Annotated in this window: 18 protein-coding genes and 1 pseudogene; 4 read left to right on the plus strand and 15 right to left on the minus strand. The window is 72.9% G+C overall.

From position 1 onward, the window contains the following. Positions 1 to 7: 7 nt before the first annotated feature. From ACRAS8_RS16350 to bldG, 6 genes are all read right to left on the minus strand, one after another. Complete coding sequence (locus ACRAS8_RS16350; protein ID WP_438486789.1) at positions 8 to 412, minus strand: hypothetical protein; 405 nt, start codon at positions 410 to 412, stop codon at positions 8 to 10. Positions 413 to 619: 207 nt separating this feature from the next. After that, entirely contained in the window at positions 620 to 2,143 is a 1,524-nt protein-coding gene (locus tag ACRAS8_RS16355) for a DUF7059 domain-containing protein (RefSeq protein WP_438490506.1), read from the minus strand. 105 nt (positions 2,144 to 2,248) lie between these two features. After that, a complete protein-coding gene (locus ACRAS8_RS16360; RefSeq protein ID WP_438486790.1) occupies positions 2,249 to 2,833 on the minus strand; it encodes a small secreted protein in 585 nt (194 codons plus the stop codon). Between the two features lie 216 nt (positions 2,834 to 3,049). Continuing rightward, positions 3,050 to 5,458, minus strand: a complete 2,409-nt coding sequence (locus tag ACRAS8_RS16365) for a sodium-translocating pyrophosphatase (RefSeq protein ID WP_438486791.1) — start codon at positions 5,456 to 5,458, stop codon at positions 3,050 to 3,052. 680 nt (positions 5,459 to 6,138) lie between these two features. Next, positions 6,139 to 6,579: an ATP-binding protein gene (locus ACRAS8_RS16370; RefSeq protein ID WP_438486792.1), complete on the minus strand. Its 441-nt coding sequence runs from the start codon at positions 6,577 to 6,579 to the stop codon at positions 6,139 to 6,141. Positions 6,580 to 6,688: 109 nt separating this feature from the next. Beyond that, on the minus strand, positions 6,689 to 7,030 hold the full coding sequence (gene bldG, locus ACRAS8_RS16375; protein WP_004571875.1) for an anti-sigma factor antagonist BldG: 342 nt from the start codon (positions 7,028 to 7,030) through the stop codon (positions 6,689 to 6,691). A 160-nt stretch (positions 7,031 to 7,190) separates the two neighbouring features. Here bldG and ACRAS8_RS16380 point away from each other — a divergent pair, with 160 nt between their 5' ends. Then, positions 7,191 to 9,620: a DEAD/DEAH box helicase gene (locus ACRAS8_RS16380; RefSeq protein ID WP_438486793.1), complete on the plus strand. Its 2,430-nt coding sequence runs from the start codon at positions 7,191 to 7,193 to the stop codon at positions 9,618 to 9,620. A 315-nt stretch (positions 9,621 to 9,935) separates the two neighbouring features. On the opposite strand, the pseudogene ACRAS8_RS16385 reads toward ACRAS8_RS16380, so the two are convergent. From ACRAS8_RS16385 to ssd, 7 genes and pseudogenes are all read right to left on the minus strand, one after another. Further along, positions 9,936 to 10,169 (minus strand): annotated as a pseudogene (locus ACRAS8_RS16385) (Rv3654c family TadE-like protein); the annotation flags it as partial. A 16-nt stretch (positions 10,170 to 10,185) separates the two neighbouring features. Beyond that, complete coding sequence (locus ACRAS8_RS16390) at positions 10,186 to 10,596, minus strand: TadE family type IV pilus minor pilin (RefSeq protein WP_438486794.1); 411 nt, start codon at positions 10,594 to 10,596, stop codon at positions 10,186 to 10,188. Beyond that, on the minus strand, positions 10,583 to 10,771 hold the full coding sequence (locus ACRAS8_RS16395) for a DUF4244 domain-containing protein (protein ID WP_438486795.1): 189 nt from the start codon (positions 10,769 to 10,771) through the stop codon (positions 10,583 to 10,585). Before ACRAS8_RS16395 ends, ACRAS8_RS16390 begins: the two co-directional genes overlap by 14 nt. Before the next feature lie 461 nt (positions 10,772 to 11,232). Beyond that, complete coding sequence (locus tag ACRAS8_RS16400) at positions 11,233 to 12,093, minus strand: type II secretion system F family protein (protein ID WP_438486796.1); 861 nt, start codon at positions 12,091 to 12,093, stop codon at positions 11,233 to 11,235. A gap of 31 nt (positions 12,094 to 12,124) precedes the next feature. Beyond that, on the minus strand, positions 12,125 to 13,075 hold the full coding sequence (locus ACRAS8_RS16405) for a type II secretion system F family protein (RefSeq protein ID WP_438490507.1): 951 nt from the start codon (positions 13,073 to 13,075) through the stop codon (positions 12,125 to 12,127). Beyond that, the gene (locus tag ACRAS8_RS16410) at positions 13,072 to 14,229 is read right to left on the minus strand and encodes a TadA family conjugal transfer-associated ATPase (protein WP_438486797.1); all 1,158 of its coding nucleotides are present in this window, start codon (positions 14,227 to 14,229) and stop codon (positions 13,072 to 13,074) included. The genes ACRAS8_RS16405 and ACRAS8_RS16410 overlap by 4 nt, the downstream gene beginning before the upstream one ends. A gap of 190 nt (positions 14,230 to 14,419) precedes the next feature. Next, positions 14,420 to 15,586 carry a septum site-determining protein Ssd gene (gene ssd, locus ACRAS8_RS16415; RefSeq protein ID WP_438486798.1) on the minus strand — a complete coding sequence of 389 codons (1,167 nt, stop codon included), beginning with the start codon at positions 15,584 to 15,586 and terminating at the stop codon, positions 14,420 to 14,422. Between the two features lie 470 nt (positions 15,587 to 16,056). Between ssd and ACRAS8_RS16420 the strand changes: the two genes are divergently transcribed. Continuing rightward, on the plus strand, positions 16,057 to 16,977 hold the full coding sequence (locus tag ACRAS8_RS16420) for an HAD family hydrolase (RefSeq protein ID WP_438486799.1): 921 nt from the start codon (positions 16,057 to 16,059) through the stop codon (positions 16,975 to 16,977). A gap of 295 nt (positions 16,978 to 17,272) precedes the next feature. On the opposite strand, the gene ACRAS8_RS16425 is transcribed toward ACRAS8_RS16420, so the two are convergent. Beyond that, positions 17,273 to 18,130: an oxidoreductase gene (locus ACRAS8_RS16425; RefSeq protein WP_438486800.1), complete on the minus strand. Its 858-nt coding sequence runs from the start codon at positions 18,128 to 18,130 to the stop codon at positions 17,273 to 17,275. 100 nt (positions 18,131 to 18,230) lie between these two features. Here ACRAS8_RS16425 and ACRAS8_RS16430 point away from each other — a divergent pair, with 100 nt between their 5' ends. Continuing rightward, positions 18,231 to 19,217 (plus strand): ATP-binding protein, encoded by a 987-nt coding sequence (locus ACRAS8_RS16430; protein WP_438486801.1) that lies wholly within the window; start codon positions 18,231 to 18,233, stop codon positions 19,215 to 19,217. On the opposite strand, the gene ACRAS8_RS16435 is transcribed toward ACRAS8_RS16430, so the two are convergent. Continuing rightward, positions 19,198 to 20,469, minus strand: a complete 1,272-nt coding sequence (locus tag ACRAS8_RS16435; RefSeq protein ID WP_438486802.1) for a hypothetical protein — start codon at positions 20,467 to 20,469, stop codon at positions 19,198 to 19,200. The genes ACRAS8_RS16430 and ACRAS8_RS16435 overlap by 20 nt on opposite strands. 320 nt (positions 20,470 to 20,789) lie before the next feature. Between ACRAS8_RS16435 and ACRAS8_RS16440 the strand changes: the two genes are divergently transcribed. Further along, a complete protein-coding gene (locus ACRAS8_RS16440) occupies positions 20,790 to 23,108 on the plus strand; it encodes a SulP family inorganic anion transporter (protein WP_438486803.1) in 2,319 nt (772 codons plus the stop codon). The last annotated feature ends 92 nt before the right edge of the window (positions 23,109 to 23,200 follow it).

A 23,200-nucleotide genomic window follows, 5' to 3' on the forward strand; every position in this document is an offset into this window, starting at 1 on the left:
CGCGGCGTCAGCGGACGGTGACCTTCACCACCGGGGAGACGGCGCCGCCGGACGCGATCCGCAGCTCGTTGACGCCCTTGATGCCGAGCTTGACGCGTATCGCGTAGCTGCCCTTGGCGTTGACCGGCGCCTGGGCCGGCAGCGATACCCACTTCTTGCCCTGCTTCTGCTGGACCGTGACCTTGGCGCCCGGCTTGAGGCCCTTGGTGGCGCCGGTGATCCGGAACTCCTGCCATGCCTTGACCGTCGTCACGCTGGCCTTGGCGGTCAGCGTCGCCTTCGCGGGCGCGGCGGCCACGGCCGCGGCGGGCGTGTGGACCTGCTGCGGCGCGGCGAAGGCGGCGGCCGAACCCCCGGCGAGCAGAGCGGCGGTGACCATCCCGACGGCGGCGTAACGAAGTGCACGGTTCATCTGGGATTCCTCACTGATGGGTCAATGGGCGGTTGATGACCTTCGCTCTGGAATACGGACATCAGTCCACGGAGGTTCCCACTCCACCGCACTTTCTGCCGAATTCACCGGAACTGGCCGAAACCGAACGCCCGCCTCCGTAACGGCAGTTGCCCCGGAGCGCCGCCGGCAGCCGTCCGGGCCCGCCGCCGCGGCGGCCTCCTCCGCTCAGCCGACCGGGTCCAGGAAGCCCTGCTCGACCAGCATCCGGATCGAGGCCGGCGTACGGTCCCGCAGCAGCACCGGGTCCTCCCCGACGAGCTGGGCGATGGCGTCCAGGATCCGCCCGGCGGGCAGCGTCCCGTCGCAGACGCCCGCGAAGCCGGCGCCGACCGTGTCCACCTTCGTGGCCCGCCGCATTCCGCGGTTCTGACGGAGCACCACATGCTCCGGATCCTCCGCGCCGGGCAGCCCCACCTGCTCCTGCACCACCTCGTCGACCAGCCGGAAGCGCCCGGCCAGCAGCGCCGCGTCGTCGGTGGCCCGCAGGTAGTCCTGCCGGTCGAAGTGGCTCAGCACGGCCTCGCCCAGGGGCTGTTCGACCGGATGCGGCCATTCCTCGACCGTGACGGCCGGGTCCGCGGCGCCGGACTTGCGCAGCGTGATCCAGCCGAAGCCGACGGCCTTGGTCTTGCGCGCCTCGAACTCGTCGAGCCAGGCGTCGTACCGCGCCGCGTACTCCTCCTGCCCGGCGCGGTGGTCGCCGCCGTCGCGCAGCCACAGCTCGGCATACTGGGCGACGTCCTGCACCTCGCGCTGCACGATCCAGGCGTCGCAGCCGCGCGGCACCCACGAGCGCACCCGGTCCTGCCACTCCTCGCCCGCCACGTGCTGCCAGTTGGCCAGCAGCTGGCAGTACCCGCCGTCGCTGAGGTGGGCGGCGGCCTGCTGGACGAGGGTGCGGCACAGGTCGTCGCCGCCCATCCCGCCGTCGCGGTAGGTGAGCCGCGCGCCCGGCGAGATCACGAACGGCGGGTTGGAGACGATCAGGTCGTAGGTCTCCTCGCCGACCGGCTCGAAGAGCGAGCCCTCGCGCAGATCCGCCGGCGCGGCCCCGGAGAGCGCCAGCGTCAGCGCGGCGATCCGCAGCGCCCGGGGGTTGAGGTCGGTGGCGGTGACCCGGGTGGCGTGCTGCGCGGCGTGCAGCGCCTGGATGCCGGAGCCCGTGCCGAGGTCGAGCGCCTTGGCGACCGGGCGGCGGGCGGTGATCCCGGCGAGGGTCGTGGACGCGCCGCCGACGCCGAGCACCAGCTGGGCGCGGTCCGCCTCCGTGGTGCCCCGGATGCCGCCGGCCCCGCCGACCGCGCAGCCGAGGTCGGAGACGATCCACCAGTCCTGCCCCTCGGGGCCGCCGTACGGCCGCACGTCCACCGTGGCGCGCAGCTCGGCGCCGTCCCGCACCAGCCAGCCGTCGGCGAGGCAGTCGGCCACCGGCAGCACCGCGGCCGCCCGCGCCTCCGGCACCGGACGCTGCAGCAGGAACAGCCGCACCAGGGTCTCCAGCGGCCCGCCGCCCCGGGTCGCGCGCAGCGCGGGGACGGTCTCGCTGCGGGCCAGCGCGGCGTACGCGGGCGCGCCGAGCAGGTCCAGCAGACCGTCGGCGGTGAAGGCGGCGGCCAGCAGCGCCTCGCGCAGCCGGCTGGTGCGGGCACTGCTCTCGGGGTCCTGGGCATCTGCGGTGGGGAGGTGCATCGTCACCCCTCCATTGTCGGGCCTGCCACCGACAATCGTCGACGGCCCGGCGCCCCGCCCGGCTTCGGGCGCGTCGCCGGGCCGCCGCCCGCCGGGTGGGAGGTCCTACGCGCTCTTGGACGGCGCGGTGGACGGGCCGGCCGAGCCGCCCTGGTTCTGGCAGCCCTTCTGCCGCGCCATCGCCTTGCCCACGTCGCCGGCCTCCAGCTTCTTGAAGGCCTGCTCGCTCTTGGCGTTGAGCTTGTTGATGCCGGTGGAGAGGTTGCGCAGTCCGTCGGCGAACTTCAGCTTGTCCCCGGTGTCGAGGCCGTCCACCTGCTTCTTGAGGTCCTTGTAGCCCGCGGAGAGCGAGTTGAGCTCCTTGACCGCGTTCTTCTGGGCGTCCTGGCCGCCCTCGCTCGGCGGCGCCCCCGCCTTGTCCAGGGACTTGGCCAGCTGCCCGTAGGCGTCGGAGATCTTCTGGAAGGCCGCCGAATCGGTCTGCTGGACCTTCTTGGAGTCCGTGTTGCCGCTGTCGGCCGTCTGCATCGCGGCGTTGGCGTCCTGGATCTGCTTGAACGGAGCCTGGGCCGGGTCGCAGAACGACTTCGCCCAGTTGTCGAGCTTCTTGGTGTTGTCCTCGCTGCAACCGGTCAGCGCGAGCAGGAGTGCGGCACCGCCGGACAGGGCAGCCACAAGCTTCTTGTTCACCGGATTGGTCCCTTCCATGGCTCTCGGCCCCGGAACATACACGTCCGAACGGCTTCGCCCACGGGTCGGGCATCCGCCCCGGCCCGCATTGCAGCCATTTGCACCAAGGGCCGCGAAGCCCGCCGGGCACGCCGCGGGCGGGTGTCCGGCGCGCACAAAACGCGCCGTACACCCGCCCGTTGAGCGGTCCGCGGGCCGTCGGGGCGGCCCCTCCCGTCAGGACGCCACGGCCGTCTCGGTCGACTTGGCGACGCTTTCGGGATCCTCGGAGCTGTTGCCTTCGTCACCCACGGCGATTCCGCGCCGCTTGGAAACGTAGACCGCGCCGACGATGACGGCGAGCGCCAGCACGGCGGCCGCGACGCGCACACCGAGGCTCTTGTCGTGGCCGTACGAGAACTTCACCACGGCCGGCGCGATCAGCAGCGCGACGAGGTTCATGACCTTCAGCAGCGGGTTGATCGCCGGGCCCGCGGTGTCCTTGAACGGGTCGCCGACCGTGTCACCGATGACCGTCGCCGCGTGCGCCTCGCTGCCCTTGCCGCCGTGGTGGCCGTCCTCGACCAGCTTCTTGGCGTTGTCCCACGCGCCACCGGAGTTGGCGAGGAAGACCGCCATCAGCGTGCCGGTGCCGATCGCGCCGGCCAGGAACGACCCCAGCGCGCCGACGCCCAGCGAGAACCCGACCGCGATGGGCGTGAGCACCGCCAGCAGCCCCGGCGTGGCCAGTTCGCGCAGCGCGTCCTTGGTGCAGATGTCGACCACCCGCCCGTACTCGGGCTTCTCGGTGTAGTCCATGATCCCCGGCTTCTCGCGGAACTGCCGGCGCACCTCGAAGACCACCGCCCCGGCCGACCGCGAGACCGCGTTGATCGCCAGCCCGGAGAACAGGAAGACGACCGAGGCCCCGAGGACCAGGCCCACCAGGTTGTTCGGCTGCGAGATGTCCAGGCTCAGGCTCAGCCCGCCGGCCGCGTGGCCGACCTCCCGGACGGCGTTGGCGATCGCGTCCCGGTACGAGCCGAAGAGCGCGGAGGCCGCGAGCACCGCGGTCGCGATGGCGATCCCCTTGGTGATGGCCTTGGTGGTGTTGCCCACCGCGTCCAGGTCGGTCAGCACCTGCGCGCCGTCGCCGGTGACGTCGCCGGACATCTCGGCGATGCCCTGCGCGTTGTCGGAGACCGGGCCGAAGGTGTCCATCGCCACGATCACGCCGACGGTGGTCAGCAGGCCGGTCCCGGCCAGCGCCACCGCGAACAGCGCCAGCGTGATCGAGGCCCCGCCCAGCAGGAACGCCCCGTAGACCGCCAGCCCGATCAGCACCGCCGAGTAGACCGCCGACTCCAGGCCGACCGAGATGCCGGAGAGCACGACGGTGGCCGGCCCGGTCAGCGAGGTCTTGCCGATGTCCCGGACGGGCCGCCGGTTGGTCTCGGTGAAGTAGCCGGTCAGCTGCTGGATCAGGGCGGCCAGCACGATGCCGACGGCGACCGCGACCAGCGCCAGGATCCGCGGGTCGCCGCTGCGGCCCAGGATCTCCGGGTCGCTGACCCCGCTCAGGTCCTGGTAGCTGGACGGCAGGTAGGTGAAGACCGCGGCGGCCACCAGGATCAGCGAGATGCCCGCGGAGATGAAGAAGCCGCGGTTGATGGCGGTCATCCCGCTGCGGTCCCGGCGCCGGGGCGCCACGACGAAGATGCCGATCATCGCGGTGAGCACGCCGATGGCCGGCACCAGCAGCGGGAAGGCCAGCCCGGCGTCGCCGAAGGCCGCGGTGCCCAGGATGAGCGCGGCGACCAGCGTCACCGCGTACGACTCGAAGAGGTCGGCCGCCATGCCGGCGCAGTCGCCCACGTTGTCGCCGACGTTGTCCGCGATGGTGGCGGCGTTGCGCGGGTCGTCCTCCGGGATGCCCTTCTCGACCTTGCCCACGAGGTCGGCGCCGACGTCCGCGGCCTTGGTGAAGATGCCACCGCCGACCCTCATGAACATCGCGATCAGCGCGGCACCGAGGCCGAAGCCCTCCAGCACCTTCGGTGCGTCGACCGCGTAGACGAGCACCACACAGGACGCACCGAGCAGGCCGAGGCCCACGGTGAACATTCCGACGACGCCACCGGTACGGAAAGCGATCTTCATCGCTTTGTGGGCGACCGCCGTAAGATCCTTCTGCTCTGCCGCGCCTTCTCCCGGAGTGGCTTCCCTGGCCGCAGCCGCCACACGCACATTGCTGCGCACCGCGAGCCACATGCCGATATAGCCGGTGGCCGCCGAGAATGCCGCGCCGATCAAGAAGAAGGCACTGCGTCCGGCCCGCTGCGTCCAATTGTCCGCGGGCAGCAACATGAGCAGGAAGAACACGACGACGGCGAATACGCCGAGGGTCCGCAACTGCCGTGCCAGGTAGGCATTCGCGCCTTCCTGCACCGCCGCCGCGATCTTCTTCATACTGTCGGTTCCCTCACCGGCCGCGAGCACCTGGCGTACCAGCACCGCCGCGACCGCCAGGGCGGCGAGGGCGACGACGGCGATCACCAGCACGATGCCGCGGTTCCCCTCGGTGAGCGAGGGTGCGGCCAGAACAGTGGGGGTGTCCATCAACTGAGGGGTGTAAGGCCCCGCCATTCGTCCTCCTTGACGTTATGGCACATGGGCGCGCGGAAGCACGCTCAGGCGTCCTGAGCAAGATGTGGACGGATTGTAGGGAGCGACGGTTGATCAAAACAGGGCGCCTCAAAGGGAATTCGCCCGTTCCCGGCGAAGATCAAAAGGCCGGTGGTGCGCCGAATTCGTCCGGACGAAGGAAACCAGGTAATTCGCTGACCCCGGCCGGATGATCTCCCGATACTACGGATCGGCCCACTGATCCCGCTGCTCAAAGACCTCGCACCACGCCCCGCTCCACCTGTGACCGCCGTGAAACGGGAGGGAATTGAGGCACTCCACGCCCTTCTCCCGGCGCCCGGGACACCCCCCGGCAGCCTGCCGCCGGCCTCCCGCACAACGATGACGTGCCGTCAGATCACGACCGGATCGCATCGCCCGCAAGGGGCGGAAAGGCCAGGAAGAGCACCCCGGGAGACCGGGGCATCGCCGTCGGGAGAGATGGGCTGAGGGGTACGACTCCGGGGAACGGCTCAGGGGAACGGCTCAGGGGTACGGCCCAGGGGTACGGCTCACCGGCCGCAGACCACGCAGCGCGAGCCGCGCGTGGAGACGGGTTCGAGCGCGGTGCGTCTGCGGGTGTGCTTGCGGGTGCGGGCGTACGGGGCCGTCCGCCGTCCCGCCTTCGCTCGACGGCCGCCCTACGGCAGGACGACCGGAGCCGGGTGCGCGGGCCAGCTCATCCGGATGCGCCCGCCGTTCTCGCCGGAGGTCACCTCGACGTCGTCGACGAGCCCGCTGATGACCGCGAGGCCCATCTCGTCCTCGCCCTCGGCGTCGGTCTCCCCGGCGCCCTCGGCCTCGGCACCGCCCGCGGCGGCCCCGCCTGCGCCCGGCACCTCGTCGCCGACCTCGATCGAGAACTTCTTCTCGTCCTCGATCAGCACCACCCGCACCGGGGCCGCGATGCCGTGGCTCTCGTGCAGCCCCACGGCCCGGCTGCACGCCTCGCCGACGGCGAGCCGCACCTCGTCCAGGACGGCCTCGTCCACCCCCGCGCGCCGTGCCACGGCAGCCGCGACCAGACGCGCGGTCCGGACGTGCTCGGGAAGGGCGCTGAAGCGAAGTTCGACGGTGGCCATGCCATCCCCCTCGTGATGCGGGCGTGCAACGCGGGGGGCCGGACGGGTGCGTCCGGTACCCCCCACTCCTTCCATCCCCGCGCCCGGAGCGCGAGGGACCGGCAAACCGTCAGTCAGTGGCTGCGACGGCTTCGTCGACCGAGGTGTGGATCGGGAACACCTTGGTCAGACCGGTGATACGGAAGATCTTGAGAATGCGCTCCTGATTGCAGACCAGGCGCAACGAGCCCTCGTGGGCGCGCACCCGCTTGAGCCCGCCGACCAGGACGCCGAGCCCTGTGGAGTCCAGGAAGTCGACACGTTCCATGTCCACCACGAGGTGGTAGCTTCCGTCGTTCACAAGCTCGACCAACTGCTCCCGCAGCTTGGGCGCGGTGTATACATCAATCTCGCCACCGACCTCGACGACCGTACGGTCGCCAACGGTCCGGGTCGACAGGGACAGGTCCACGGATCCTCCAGCACCTTGCTATCGAGCGGTCGCCCCCCTGGGGCCTCCCCACCGCGGTGGGGGCGGATCGGCAGCCGCCATGGCATTCAATCACTTACCAGCAGGCGTGCACGACGCCTTGTGAGCATTGTCCGTCACACCGGTGACACACTCGGTGCCGATGGCCTCCAATCGACTCCCGCCGGATCCCGGTGCGCGCACTTCCCCAGGCATGATTCTCGACCGTCTGGCCCGGGGCGCGACCCGCGCTGCGCGCATCACTCATACGGAGCACTTGCCCCCGCGGATCGGCACCCATGCCGACTGGCCGGCACAGATCCGGCCGGAAGTGATCGACGCCATCCGTTCAGCCGGAATCGAGCGCCCCTGGGCCCACCAGGCACGGACGTCCGAACACGCACTGCGCGGCGAGTCCGTCGTGGTCGCCACCGGCACCGCCTCGGGCAAGTCGCTGGCCTACATGGCACCCGTGCTCTCCACGCTCCTGGACGGTTCCGAGGCGCAGAGTCAAAAACTGCAGCGCGAAGCGCTTCCACGGGGTGGTGGCGGGCGACGGGCGGGCGGAAGGGGGGTCACGGCTCTGTACCTGGCGCCCACCAAGGCCCTGGCGGCCGACCAGCGGCGGGCCGTGCGCGAACTGGCCGCACCGCTCGGCACGGCCGTCCGGCCCGCCGTCTACGACGGGGACACCCCGGTCGAGGAACGCGAGTGGGTCCGCCAATACGCCAACTACGTGCTGACCAACCCGGACATGCTGCACCGCGGCATCCTCCCGGCCCACGCCCGGTGGTCCTCCTTCCTGCGCGCACTGCGCTACGTCGTCATCGACGAATGCCACAGCTACCGCGGCGTCTTCGGCTCCCATGTCGCCCAGGTCATCCGCCGGCTGCGCCGGGTCTGCGCCCGGTACGGCTCCGAGCCGGTCTTCCTGCTGGCCTCGGCCACCGCCGCGGAGCCGGCGCAGGCCGCCTCCCGGCTCACCGGGCTGCCGGTGGCCGAGATCACGGAGGACACCTCGCCGCGCGGCGAGTTGGTCTTCGCGCTGTGGGAGCCGCCGCTGACCGAACTCCACGGCGAGCAGGGCGCCCCCGTGCGCCGCACCGCGACCGCCGAGACCGCCGATCTGCTCACCGACCTCGCCGTCCAGGGCGTGCGCACGGTCGCCTTCGTCCGCTCCCGGCGCGGCGCCGAGCTGATCGCCCTGATCGCCCAGGAGCGGCTCGCGGAGGTGGACCGCTCGCTGCCCGGGCGGATCGCCGCGTACCGGGGCGGCTATCTGCCCGAGGAACGCCGGGCCCTCGAACGCGCCCTGCACAGCGGCGAACTCCTGGGCCTGGCCGCCACCACCGCGCTGGAACTGGGCGTGGACGTCTCCGGTCTGGACGCCGTGATCATCGCGGGCTATCCGGGCACCCGCGCGTCCCTGTGGCAACAGGCCGGCCGGGCGGGCCGCGCCGGGCAGGGGGCGCTGGCCGTCCTGGTGGCCCGCGACGACCCGCTGGACACGTATCTCGTCCACCACCCCGAGGCGCTGTTCGACCAGCCCGTCGAGTCGACCGTGCTCGACCCGGACAACCCGTACGTGCTCGCCCCGCACCTGTGCGCGGCCGCCTCCGAACTTCCGCTCACCGAGGCCGACTTCGCGCTCTTCGGCCCGGAGACGGAGGCGCTGCTGCCTCAGCTGGAGGCCGCCGCTCTGCTGCGCCGGCGTGCCACCGCCTGGTACTGGACGCGCCGCGAGCGGGCCGCCGACCTCACCGACATCCGCGGCCAGGGCGGCTCGCCCGTCCAGATCGTGGAGGCCGGCACCGGGCGGCTGCTGGGCACCGTCGACGCCGCGGCGGCACACACCACCGTCCACGACGGAGCCGTCCACCTCCACCAGGGCCGCAGCTATCTCGTCCGGCACCTGGACCTGGAGGACGACGTCGCCCTCGTGGAAGAGGCCAACCCCCCGTATTCCACGACCGCCCGCGACACCACCGCGATCTCCATCCTGGAGACCGACACCGAGGTCCCCTGGGGCGATGCCCGGCTCTGCTTCGGCTCCGTGGAGGTCACCAATCAGGTCGTCTCCTTCCTGCGTCGCAAACTGATCACCGGAGAGGTCCTGGGCGAGACCAAGCTCGACCTGCCGCCCCGTACGCTGCGCACCCGCGCGGTGTGGTGGACGGTCACCGAGGACCAGCTCGACGCCGCCCGGGTCAACCCCCAGCAGCTGGGCGGTGCCCTGCACGCCGCCGAGCACGCCTCCATCGGGATGCTGCCGCTCTTCGCCACCTGTGACCGCTGGGACATCGGCGGTGTCTCCATCCCCCTGCACCCGGACACCCTGCTGCCGACGGTCTTCGTCTACGACGGCCACCCGGGCGGCGCGGGCTTCGCCGAACGCGCCTTCCACACGGCCGCCGACTGGCTCGCCGCCACCCGCAGCGCCATCGCGGCCTGCGAGTGCGAGGCCGGCTGCCCGTCCTGCATCCAGTCCCCCAAGTGCGGCAACGGCAACGACCCGCTCCACAAACGGGGCGCCATCCGGCTGTTGGGCGAGCTGCTGCGCGGGGCGCCGGGCAGTGGAGCGCAGGGCAACTGAGCCCCGGCGGGCCGGCGCTCGCACGGACCCGGGCCGTGGGGTCCCGAACCGTTCGGCGCCGGGCTGCCCAGGCCACCCGGGCAGCACAGGCCGTCCGGGCCGTATCGGGGCTCGGGGCGGCGGGCCGATCCACGCGGCCGTCAGGGGCCGCCCGCCGGCGCTCGCGCCAGGGCCGGCCTCCAGGGCGGCTTCCGGGGCCGGCCCGGGAACCGCCTCCCTCCCGGCGTCCGACGTGCCCTCGGCGGACTTCAAGGCCGGGCCCGCCCGGGACCGCACCCGCGCCGCGAACGGCCCGCCGCCGGCCTCGGCCGTGACATCGGCGATCAGCCCGGCCACCGAACAGCGCACCAGGCGGGTGCGCTGCCCGGCGGCCACCCGGCGCGCCGTGGCGCACGCCGCCGCCGGGCCCCGCAGCGCCTCGTCCGCGGCCGCCAGCGCCGCCAGATCCGCGGCAGCGCCCGCCCGGTGCCGGGCGGCGACCGCCTGCCCGACGGCCATCAGCGCCGCGAAGACCGCGCACAGGGCCGCCGCCGCGAAAACCGTCCACACCGTGGCGGACCCCGCGTCACCGCACCGTTTCCTCCGCAAGGGCCACCGCCTCTCCCCCGACCCGCACCGGAAGCCGACCCGCTCCGGGCAGTGCGGCCTCGACCCGTACGCGCACCAGGTCGCCCTCGCGCGCCACCGTGATCCGCGCGCCCCGGGGCGCCGCCCCACGGGCCGCGGCGAGCGCCTGCGCCGGCGGCTCCTGGCGGGCCGCCGCACGGGCACCGGCCCGGGCGGCGTCCACACAGGCGATCCGGGCACAGGCGGCCAGCAGCCCCCAGATCAGCGCCGCCGCGACGGCCACCAGCACGGGCAGCACCACCGCCGCCTCCGCCGTAACGAACCCGCCGTCCCGGGCTGCGCAGCCGCCCGGTGGGCCCGCACCGGTACGCGCGGCACGGGCCCGTCCTCGTCCCTCAGAAGTGCACATCGAGCGCCCTCTGGACCAGGGACCGCAGCGCCGCGACCACCGGCCCGCTCGTCACCACCTTGTAGAGCACCGCCGCGAACGCGCATGCCGCCAACGTCCCCACCGCGTACTCCGCGGTGCTCATCCCGCGGTCCGCTCCGGCCGCGCGCACCCGCGCCCACCATCGACCGAACATCTCGTGCCTCCTTGGAAGTCCCTCAAGTTGTGTGTGAAGTCGTGCGTTTGCATGTGTCTGTCTGCGTGCGCGCGTGCGTCCCAGCTCTTGCGCGCCTGCATGTCCGTGTGTGCCTGGTTGTTGGTGTGTGCCTGACTGTTGTTGTGTGTCTGGCTGTTGGGGTTGTGTCCGATTGCCTGTCGTCTGCGTGTGCCCGGTCAACTGCACGTGTTTGATTGCCTGTGCCTCCGTGCCTCCGTTCCCGTGGATTCCGTGCCTGTTCGTGTCGCGCCCGTCCCTCCGGCGCCCGTTCGTCCCGCGCCTGTCCTGTCGATTGCGTCCGCGGTCTCGGGAGCCGGGACTGTGACGCCCCCGAGGAGCCCATTGCGTGATCGGGGGTCCGGACCCAGCAGGGCCCCGCCTCACCGCTCCCGCGTCGCCAAGCCCCCACAGGCCCGTCTCCGCATCACCGCGCCGCCGGCTCAGCCCATCCCGTCACCCCCCAGCAGTCCGCTCGCCAGCCCGATCAGGACCGGGGCCACCCCGAGCACCAGGAAGGCCGGCAGGAAGCACCCCGACAACGGGAGGGTGACGAGCACCCCTGCCCTCCTGGCCCGCGCGGCCGCGGTCCGGCCCCATTCGGCACGCAGTTCGGCCGCGACCCGGGAGGCCGGCTCGACGGCCGGGGCTCCCGATATGCCCGCGCGCTCCATGCAGCGCGCCAGTGCCTCGGCACCGGGGAGTTCCGCCAACCGTGGCCACACAGCGGCCGGTTCACCGCCCAGGCGCAGCTCCGCCGCGATATGGCGCAGGCGCTCGGCGACCGCCCCGTCCAGGGAGCGGCCCACCGCCTCGGCCGCCTCCCGGGGCCCGGCGCCGGCTGCCAGGCAAGCCGCCAGCAGGTCCCCGGCCGGGGCGAGTTCGGCGGCGACCCGTGCCGCCGAGGCCCGGTCGGCCGCCGAGGCCCGCTGCCACCGCAGCCAGCGGTACGCGCCCCAGCCGACGGCCGGCCCGGCCAGCACCCCGGTGACGCCGCCCAGGAGGACGGCCACGCATCCGGCCGCCACCAGGGGGCCTCCCCAGTCCTTCAGCCAGCCGTCCCCACGGGCGTCCCCTTGGGCCGCTCCCCGCCCCCTGAGCCGGGCGCGGACGACCCACCGCACCCGTGCACACAAGCTCTCCTCACCGCCGTACAGACCGCCTGCGGCCCCTTCCAGGACAACCGGCACCCGCCGCCGTACGGCACGCTCCCGGCGCACCTGCCGCCCCAGCGCCACCGCGCACCACACGGCCACGGCGGCCGGCACCACCATCCCCAACCTGTGGACAACATCCGGACTCACCACACCCACCTCCTTCTCCCCTCACTTCCGCTCACTTCCGCACCGTCGACGCGTCGGCGACGATCCGGGCCGTCCAGGCCACCCCGCCCCACTCCAGAAGCCCCCCGACAGCCAGGCAGCCCCAGCCGGCGGGGGTGTGCAGCAGCACCCCCAGGGGATCGGCGCCGAGCGCGCCGCCCATCAGGAGCCCGCCCACCGGCAGCAGCGCGAGCATCAGGGCAGTGGCCCGCGGCCCGGCCAACTGGGCTCGCAGCTCCTCCCGTTGGTCCCGCTGTGCGGCCAGCCCGGCGGCGATCCGCTCCAGCCCGCGGGCCAGCCCCGCGCCGCCCTCCACCGCCGCCTGCCAGCAGGCCGCCGCCCCGGTCAGCCCCTCCGCGCCCGGCTGCCGCGCCGCCGCCCGCAGCGCCCCGGGGACGTCCCCGCCGTACCGCGCGGCTGCCAGCACCGCGGGGCCCGCCTCCCCCAGCCCGGGCGCCCCGGCCGCGACCAGGGCCCGATCCGGCTGCCGGCCGGCGCGCAGTTCCGCCGCCACCGCCCGACAGAACCGGATCACCTCGACCGAGCGCCGCTCCGCCGCTCGCCGCCGCGCCTGCCCGGCCAGCCACCGCCGTACGACGACCAGGGCCACCACCGAGGCCGGCACCGGCAGCACCGACCGCCCCAGCAGCCCCAGCGCGATCCCGGCCGGCAGGCACCAGACCTCCGCACCGACCTCGCCCCAGCGCCCGAGCCGCCATCGCCGGCATCCCGCGTCGCCGACCAGCCGCCCGGCGCACCACTCCCGCAGCAGCGCACCGCGCCCCCGGTACGGCCGCCCCGTCGCGGTGTCCCCCAGGGCCGTCGCCATCCGCCGTCGCAGGGCAAACCCGCGCCACAGCCGTCGCACCAGCACCAGCACCAGCACCAGCACCAGCACCACAGCGCACCCCACCGCGGCCAAGACCCCGGCCGGCACCGCCACCGACCCCGCCCCATCCCTCAACACCGCTCGCCACCCCTCTCGCACAGCCGCGCCAACCGCCCCCAGCCGCGCGCCTCCTGGAACCCCTCCGGGCTCCACACCGCCGCCGGAACGGTCACCACGAAGCCGTCGCGATCCCGCTCCAGGACGTGGATCTCGGCGATCCGCCGCCGCCCGGACCGGTCGCGTACGAGGTGCAGCACGACCGACACCGCGGCCGCCAACTGGCTGTGCAGGGCGGCCCGATCCAGCCCGGCGGTGCACCCGAGCGCCTCCAGACGGGCCGGCACATCGCACGCGGCATTGGCATGGACCGTGCAACAGCCCCCCTCATGGCCCGTATTGAGCGCCGACAGCAGGTCGGTGACCTCCGGTCCGCGCACCTCGCCGACGACCAGCCGGTCCGGCCGCATCCGCAGCGCCTGCCGTACGAGGTCCCGCAGGGTCACCCGGCCGGCGCCCTCCTGGTTGGCGGGCCGGGTCTCCAGCCGCACCACATGGGGGTGGTCCGGCCGCAACTCCGCCGAGTCCTCGGCCAGTACGATCCGCTCCGCCGGGCCGACCAGCCCGAGCAGCGTGCTCAGCAACGTGGTCTTGCCGGAGCCCGTACCGCCGCTGACCAGGAACGACAGCCGTGCGGCCAGCAGCGCCCGGAGCAGCCGGTCACCGCCCGGCGGAACCGCCCCGGCCCCCACCAGCTCCGCCAGTGCGAAGGCCCGGGGCCGCAGTACCCGTAAGGACAGGCACGTCCCGGCGACCGCCACCGGGGGCAGCACGGCGTGCAGCCGCGTGCCGTCCGGCAGCCGGGCGTCCACCCACGGCCGGGCGTCGTCCAGCCGCCGCCCGGCGACCGCCGCCAGCCGCTGGGCAAGCCTGCGCACCTCGGCGGCATCCCGGAAGCGGACGCCGGTGCGCTCCAGCCCGCCGCCCCGGTCCACCCACACCGCGTCCGGCCCGGTGACCAGTACGTCCGTCACCGCGGGCTCGGCCAGCAGCGGCTCCAGCGGCCCGCTGCCCACCATTTCCGAGCACAACGTGCCCACCACGCCCAGCACTTCGGCGTCCCCGAGGAGACGCCCCTCCTCGCGCAGCGCCACCGCGACCCGGGCCGGTGTCGGCTCCGCCCCGGCCTCCGCGAGCCGCCGGCGCACCACGTCGAGCAAGTCCCGGCTCATCCCGCACCACCGCCCCAGGCGGACGCCACGGCCCACCCACCCCAGAAGGGTCCGACGGCACCCCGGCTCCTACGGGACCACCACCCGGCCCCGCACAGCAGCCCGTCCCGCCACCAGTCCCCGAACCGCGGACCGCGCCGTTCCGGTGCCGCCCGGCCACGGTGCCCGAGCGCTCCCGTCTTCCCTCGCCTCATTCCGACACACCCCCCGGCTCCGTCTCCGCTCCGCGGACCACACCCACCGCACCGGCCCCTCCGGCACCCCGGGTCCGCTCCCAGAACGCCGCGCAGAACCGCGCCAGCGGCCCCCGCTCCCGCGCGCCGGGGGCCCGCCCCCGCGCCAGGTCCTCCGACAGCCCCGCCTCCCAGGGCAGTTCGCCCGCCAACGGCAGCCCCACCAGGCGCGCGACCTCCTCGGCCGTCGGCCCGCCGCCGGCCCCCGGGCCGGGGTGCCCGCAGGTCACCACCCGGACGTCGCCGAGCACCGCCCGCACCCCGTCGGCCACCCGGCGCGCCGCCGCCACCGCGCGCAGCTCCGCCGGGACGAGCAGCAGCCCGATGTCCACCTGTGCCAGCGCCTCGGCCGCCGTCCCGTCCACCCGCCGCGGCAGATCGACGACCACCACACCGCCGCGCCGCCTGGCCGCTGCCAGGACCGCCCGCATCGCCGGCGGCGGAATAGCCACCTCCGCACCCCGGTCCCAGCTCAGGACCCGTAAGGAGTGCAGCCGGGGCAGCGACTCGGCGAGCGCGCCGCCCGCCACCCGGCCGCGCGATTCGGCGAAGGCGGGCCACCGCAGCCCCTTCTCCTGCTCGCCGCCCAGCAGGACGTCGAGCCCACCGCCCAACGGGTCGCCGTCCACGAGCAGGGTCCGCTCCCCCGCGCGGGCGGCGGTGAGCGCCAGCGCCGCCGCGAGGGTGCTCGCCCCGGCGCCGCCGCGGCCGCCGATGACCCCGACCGTCAGGGCCGGCGGCCCGGCCCCCTCGACGGCATCGGCGATCCGGTCGACCAGCCACCGCTCGCCGTCGGGGAGGGCCAGCACCCGCTCCGCCCCGGCCTCCACCGCTTGGTGCAGGACGGCGACGTCGTCCGCGTCCCGGCCGGCGATGATCACGCCGGTGCGGCGGCTCACGACGGACAGTCGGCCGGCCGCGTCCGCGCCGACGATCACCAACGGCGGCGCTTCCCACTGCTCTTTCCCGAGCGGAGGGCGGTGCGCCACTTCGGGCAGCGCACCGGCCGCCGCACACAGCCGCAGAAGGTCGTCGAGGAGCTCTTCGTCCTCGGTGATCAGCAGCGGCCCGTCCCGCTCTTCACCGCTTCGCACCAGCTGGTCGGAAGTAGATGATCCGGACACGTTCTGTCCCCCTATCGCTACGCAACTCGCGCTTCCGCGAACTTCGCGGACTTTTACGGTGCAGCGATCGGGAAATCTTTGTGGATCTTGAAGCAAAACTGTGGATAACTCCGCGGTTGTGAATATCCCCGTCACCTATTCCAGCGACGCAGGGCAACTCCTGAGGCACATGAGAAGCCTCCGCAGAGCAGCCTCACGACTACCCTGGGTGATGGCATATGCATGACAGAAACGCAGCCCGTCAACGCGCGGAGAACGGCCGGATCAAGGGCTCACGACGGAAAAGGCGTCCGGACATGCGACGACCCCCGCCGGGGGGGAGAGCGGGGGTCGTCTCCACGGCCGGCTCGGGGGGGGAGGAGCCGGACCGGGTTAGCACGGTCGCGAACGATCCGTGACTTCCATGGTGTACCCGAGTGCCTTCTCAGGCAAACCCACGCGCCACACCTTACGCCGAATGGTGGGCGCCTATGCTCGCCCCCGTGGAAAACCACTCCGTGCCTCACTCGACGCCCCGTACTGCCGCGTTCTTCGACTTGGACAAGACCGTCATTGCAAAGTCGAGCACGCTGACCTTCAGCAAGTCCTTCTACCAAGGCGGCCTGATCAATCGGCGGGCCGTACTGCGCACCGCGTACGCCCAGTTCGTGTTCCTCGCGGGCGGCGCCGATCACGACCAGATGGAGCGGATGCGCGAATATCTCTCGTCGCTGTGCCGCGGCTGGGACGTGGCGCAGGTCCGGGAGATCGTCGCCGAAACACTGCACGATCTGATCGACCCGATCATTTACGACGAGGCCGCCTCGCTCATCGAGGAGCACCACGCGGCCGGACGGGACGTCGTGATCGTCTCCACCTCCGGCGCCGAGGTGGTCGAGCCGATCGGCGAACTCCTGGGCGCGGACCGGGTGGTGGCCACCAGAATGGTGGTCGGCGACGACGGCCGCTTCACGGGAGAGGTGGAGTATTACGCCTACGGCCCCACCAAAGCGGAGGCCGTCCGGGAGCTGGCCGCGTCCGAGGGATACGACCTGGAGCGCTGCTACGCGTACAGCGACTCGATCACCGATGTGCCGATGCTGGAAACGGTCGGCAACCCCTGTGCGGTCAATCCGGACCGGGCGCTGCGCCGCGAGGCGAACGCCCGCGGCTGGCCGGTGGTCACCTTCAGCCGCCCGGTCCCGCTCAAGAAGCGACTGCCCACGCTGACGATGCCCTCCCGCCCGGTGATCACCGCCGTCGCCGCGATCGGCGCGGCCGCCGCCACCGCGACCCTGGTCTGGTACGCCAGCCGCCGCAATACGGGAAAGAAACGCCTCGCCGTATTGCCCGCATTTGCGGGCAATCGTAAAGATCTGCGAGCTGGGGTTCCGCTTGTCCCCCATGAGTAGTACAAAGGACTTAACGGCCCGCGAGACCAAGGACATCCGAGAGGAACGCCTTTAACGCATCAAGGCCCACGGACCGATGCATGAATGCCGAGCACCCACGCGACGCCGACCCGTCGATTACGGGCCAGCCGCACCAGGTAAGCGGACAACGAATCCGACCTGATGGGCAAAAATTCGAGCACGCCTGGTAACTCGGCGGACGTGCCAGCGGCGGTACCGAAGGGTTGGTACCGCCGCACCCGTGTGCGGCCCGTATAGGCCGCGTGGCCCGCGTCAGGGCCTGTGCACCACGTCGTTACGCCGCACCGCGCTGGAGCGCCTCGCAGACCGCCGTGCTCTCCCGTGCACCCAGCTCGACCGCCCGCCCACAGTGGGCGATCCACTGCGCCATGCCTTCCGCGGTGCCCGAGGCGTAGCCCCGGAGGGCCGCCGTGTAGTCCTCGCGTCCCTGTTCCGCGTGCCCGACCTCGGCCGGGCAGATCGCCTTCGGGTCCAGCCCGCTGCCCACCAGCACGATCCGCTCGGCCGCCCGCGCGACCAGCCCGTTGTGCGAGCCGAAGGGCCGCAGCGCCAGGAGTTCGCCGTGCACCACCGCGGCCGTCACCAGAGCCGGCGCCGCGGAGCCCGCCAGCAGCACCCGCGACAGCCCGTCCAGCCGCCCGGCGACCTCCTCGGCATCCGGGAGCGGCAGTTCGATCAGCGGCTCGTCCACCGGCTCGTCGCCCTGCCGAGGGCGGCCCACGGTGTCGTCGGCCGCGCCGCCGCCGGCCGCGACCAGGTGCAGCCGGGCCAGCACACGCAGCGGCGACTGGCGCCAGACACTGAGCAGTTGGCCCGCCTCGGCGGTGAGCCGCAGCGCCGCGCCGACCGTGCGCGGCTCGCCGCCCGCGCTGAAGTCGGTGCGCCGACGGATCTCTTCGAGCGCCCAGTCGGCCCCGGAGAGCGCCGCGGAGCCACGGGCCGCGCGCAGCGCCGCCTCGGCGGTGATCTCGGTGCTGCGGCGCCGCATGATGCGGTGCCCGTAGACCCGGTCGACGGACTTGCGGACCGCGTCCACCGCGTCCGCGACCCCCGGGAGCGACGCCAGGGGCGCGAGCGGGTCGTTGCCCGTCCGGGGAGGTTCGGGGGACGTCCCCCGGGAGATTCCAGCCATGAGGACGACCCTACGCACCACCAGGCCGGACCCCTCGAAGGAGTGGTCTTCTTCACGTAAACCACTCGCCGAGAGGTTGGCCACATCTAGCCTGCCGAACATGAAGATCGCTTTCGTAGGCAAGGGCGGCAGCGGCAAGACCACGCTGTCCTCGCTGTTCATCCGGCATCTCGCCGCGTCCCGGATCCCCGTCGTCGCAGTGGACGCCGATATCAATCAGCACCTGGGCGTCGCGCTCGGCATGGACGAGGCGGAGGCCGCCGCGCTGCCCGCGATGGGCGCTCATCTCCCGTTGATCAAGGACTACTTGCGCGGCGGCAACCCCCGTATCCCGTCCGCCGACACGATGATCAAGACGACCCCGCCCGGCGAGGGCTCGCGGCTGCTGCGGATCTGCGAGGACAACCCGGTCTACGAGACCTGCGCGCGGGTCCTGGGCCTGGACGACGGGGCGGTTCGGCTGATGGCCACCGGCCCGTTCACCGAGGCCGACCTGGGCGTGGCCTGTTACCACTCCAAGGTGGGCGCGGTCGAGCTGTGTCTGAACCACCTCGTCGACGGCCGCGGGGAGTACGTCGTCGTCGACATGACCGCCGGATCGGACTCCTTCGCGTCCGGGATGTTCACCCGGTTCGACATGACCTTCCTGGTCGCCGAGCCGACCCGTAAGGGCGTCGCGGTCTACCGCCAGTACAAGGAGTACGCACAGGACTTCGGCGTCCCGTTGAAGGTCGTCGGCAACAAGGTCCAGGGGCCGGACGACCTGGCGTTCCTGCGCGCCGAGGTGGGCGAGGACCTGCTGGTGTGCGTCGGCCACTCCGACTGGGTGCGGGCCATGGAGAAGGGCCGCCCGGCCCCCTTCGCCCTCCTGGAAGAGGCCAACCGCCGCGCCCTGGAGACCCTGTACGACACCGCCGACGCCTCCTATGAGCGCCGCGACTGGGAGCGCTACACACGCCAGATGGTGCACTTCCACCTGAAGAACGCGGAGAGCTGGGGCAACGCCAAGACGGGAGCCGACCTGGCCGCCCAGGTCGACCCCGCCTTCGTGCTCTTCGAGGGGGCCGCTACCCCGCAACCGGCGTGATCCGGGCGGCCGGCGCCGGGCCGGACGCCTGCGACCTCCCGGAGAGGTACGCCGCCCAGCCGTCCTCCGGCGCCCGGCCCACCGGCAGGTCCTGGAGTCTGGCCAGCACCTCCGGGTCCTGTGTGTCCAGCCAGTCGCTCAACTGCTTGAAGCTGACACAGCGCACGCCCGCACGAGGGCAGATCTCCTTGATCGCCTCCTCGACGGCCTTCATGTACGTGCCGCCGTTCCAGGACTCGAAGTGGTCGCCGACGAAGAGGGGGGCGCGGTTGCCCTCGTAGGCGCGCTCGAAGGCGTCCAGGATCCCGTCGCGCATCTGCCGGCCCCAGGTGTCGTACATCGCGCGGTTGCCGTGGATGCCGCCGGACTGGTTGGCCAGGAAGTTGTAGTCCATCGAGAGAGCCTCGAAGTGCCGGCCGGGGAACGGTATCTCCTGGAGCGGGAAGTTCCAGATTCCGTCGATCTTGTGCGGCCAGACCTGGAGCCCGCCCGTCGAGCTGGCGTCGTAGCGGAAGCCCATCTCCTTGGCCGCGGGTATCAGGTTGTGCTGCCCCTCCAGGCAGGGGGCGCGGCCGCCGACCAGTTCCTTGGCGTAGTCGAAGGGGAGCGGCGGCTCGTTCCTGAGGCCCGAGTTGGTCTTCCAGTTCCGGACGAACCACAGGGCCTGCCGTATCTCGCTGCGCCACTCCTCCGGAGTCCATCTGCCGACCCCGTTGTGGCCGCAGAAGTGGCCGTTGAAGTGGGTGCCTATCTCGTTGCCGTCCTCCCAGGCGCCGCGCATCTGGGCCAGGGTGGCCCTGATCCCCCGGATGTCGTTGAAGCCTATGGCCGAGGAGCCGACCGGGTGGCGGGGCGGTGCGTAGAGCCCGGCCTTCTCGCTGGGGAGCAGGTAGATGCCGCTGAGGAAGTACGTCATCGTCGCGCCGTACTTCTTGCCGACGGCACGGAAGTGGGAGAAGAGTTTCTGGCCGTCCTCGCCGGCGCCGTCCCAGGAGAAGACCACGAACTGCGGTGGCCGGCCGCCCGCCTTGAGCCGGGCGGGCCGCGGCTGGTGGGGCTGCGCCCCGGTGTAGGCGGTGGAGCCGTCGCCTATGAGGCGGAGTGGGCGGGCCGCGGGGGCTTCTGCGGGCTCCGCGCGCCCCTTGGCCGTGCTCTGCCGCGGCCCGCCCTGGGCTGCCGCCGAGCAGCCGGCTATCGCCGCCAGTGCCACCGCCGCCGCGATGCGGACCGTCGTCTTCGATATGACGGTCATCAGCTACCTCATTCCTGGTGCGCACTGCACCATATGGGTTATCAGGACGAACCTGAGGAATCTCCTATATCCATTGACGGGTGACCAAAAGGGCACGACGAAAGTCGTTTTATTCACCCGATAGGTGGAATGCCTGCGCCATACACCCCAAAAGCCTTCTCACGGCCTTTACGTGCCATTACGATTCATTTACCGATGCTTGAGAGTCACCGGAACGTCACCCACCGCGACGTCCGCCGGCCGGCTCGCTCCCGCCGCAGTACACCGCCGCCCCGCGGTCGCTTTCCGACGCCGACCGCGCCGCCCCGGAGGAGACGGGAATGTCGCAGATCCAGAAGTCGTTGCAGCCGCCGACCGGGCCGCCGCCCGAGCCGGCGCCGCCCTCCGCGGCCGCACCCCGCAGGAAGGCCGCCGACACGGCCTGGCGGGGGGACCTCTCCGCCTCGGCCGTGATCTTCCTCCTGGCCGTGCCGCTGTCCCTGGGGATCGCCCTGGCCACCGGCGCCCCGCTCCAGTCCGGGCTGGTCGCCTCGGCCGTCGGCGGAATCGTCGCCGGGCTGCTGGGCGGCGCGCCGCTCCAGGTGACCGGCGCCGCCACCGGCCTCCTGGTGGTCACCGCCGACCTCGTCCAGCGCTACGGCTGGCGCGCCACCTGCCTGATCACGGTCCTGGCCGGCCTCGCCCAACTCGCCCTCGGGGCACTGCGGGTGGCACGCGCGGCGCTCGCCGTCAGCCCCGCCATCGTGCACGGCATGCTCGCCGGCATCGGCGTCACCATCGCCATCGGACAGCTCCATGTGGTGCTCGGCGGCCGTCCCGACAGCTCGGCCGTCGACAACGCCGCCGCACTGCCCGGCCAGCTGGCGCACCCGCACACCAGCGCGCTGCTGATCGGGGCCGTCACGGTCGCCGTCCTGGCCGGCTGGCCCCGGCTGCCGGGTCGCGCCGGGCGCCGGGCGCGACTGCTGCCGGCCCCGCTGGCCGCGGTGCTGGCCGCGACGGCGGTCGGTACGGGGACGGCGGTGCCGCGCGTCGAGCTGCCCTCCTGGCGGCTGCCGGAGCCTCCCGTGCTGCCCGATGCCCCGCTGGCGGCGCTCGCCACGGCGGTGCTGACGGTCACCCTCGTCGCCAGTATGGAGTCGCTGCTGTCCGCGGTGGCCGTGGAGCGGCTGGCCGCCGAGCGCACCGGCACTCCCCCGGGACGGTCGCGGCTCAACCGCGAACTGGCCGGTCAGGGCCTGGCCAACGTCGTCTCCGGCCTCCTGGGCGGCCTGCCGGTCTCCGGCGGGGCGATCCGCGGTTCGGCCAGTGTGCGGGCCGGTGCGACCACCCGCCGGGCGACCGTGCTGCACGGCGTCTGGGTGCTGCTCTGCGCGGGCCTGCTGGCCGGGGTGCTGGAGCTGATCCCGCTGGCCGCACTGGCCGCCCTGGTGATGGTCGTCGGCGTACGGATGGTCAGTTTCGCGCACCTCCGGCATGTGCAGCGGCACCGCGAGTTCCCCGTTTACGCGGCCACGTCGGGCGCCGTGGTTCTCCTCGGGGTGCTGCCGGGCGTCCTGACGGGCATCGCGGTCGGGATCTTCCTGGCGTTGCGGCGGCTGACCCACACCCGTATCCAGGTGACGGAGGAGTCCGGCCGCCACCGGGTGCGCGTCAGCGGCCAGTTGACCTTCCTGGCGGTGCCGCGGCTGACCCGGGGCCTGGCGCAGGTCCCGCCGGGCGCCGACGCCGTGGTGGAGCTGTGCGGGTCGTTCATGGACCACGCCGCCTACGAGGCGCTGCGGTCCTGGGCGGCCACCCATCGGGCGGCCGGAGGATCGGTGGCCCTCGGGGGCCGCTCGGGCCGGCCGCTCGCCGAGCCGGTCAGTGCGCACTCGTGCCGGCCATGGACGCCGTGGCGCAACCAGCACTGCACCCGCCCCGCCGCGGACCGCACGGCCGCCCACCGGAGCGGCGGCCAACTCCTGGGCGGCGTCAGCGCGTTCCAGCGGCACACCGCCCCGCTGGTGCGCGAGGAGCTGGCCCGGCTGGCGCGGGAGGGCCAGCGCCCCACCCAGCTCTTCCTGACCTGCGCCGACTCCCGGCTGGTGACAAGCATGATCACGTCGAGCGGTCCGGGCGATCTGTTCACCGTGCGCAATGTCGGCAATCTGATGCCGCCGCCCGGCTCGGACGCCTCCTGCGACTCCGTGGCTGCCGCGATCGAGTACGCGGTCGAGGTGCTGCGGGTGGAGTCCATCACCGTCTGCGGGCACTCGGGCTGCGGCGCCATGGCGGCACTGCTCGACGCGGCCGGCTCCCCGCCGCCGTCCGACGAGGCCACCCCGCTCGCCCGCTGGCTGCGGCACGGCCGCCCGAGCCTGGCCCGGATGGCCCGGATCGGACGGCTGGGCAGGGGCGAAGTCGCCTTCGCCGAGCGGCCGGTGGCCGACGACCAGGAACGGCTGGCGCTCGTCAACGTCCGGCAGCAGCTCGACCACCTGCGGGCGCATCCGTGCGTCGCCCGGCGCATGGCCGAGGGCACGCTCACCCTGCACGGCATGTACTTCCACGTGGCCGAGGCCCAGGCGTATCTGCTGGACGAGCGCAGCGGACGGTTCCGCGCGGTGCGCGCCGACGTCTCCGCGGTCGGCGTCTGACCTGCGCGGCAGCACCCGAACGGCGGTTTCACAGACGGGATTCGGACAGGTCTACACCAATAGTTGTCCACAGCCCTTGTCAGGGTCGGCCG

It is taken from the genome of Streptomyces sp. S186 (assembly GCF_051603415.1).
Classification (GTDB): domain Bacteria; phylum Actinomycetota; class Actinomycetes; order Streptomycetales; family Streptomycetaceae; genus Streptomyces.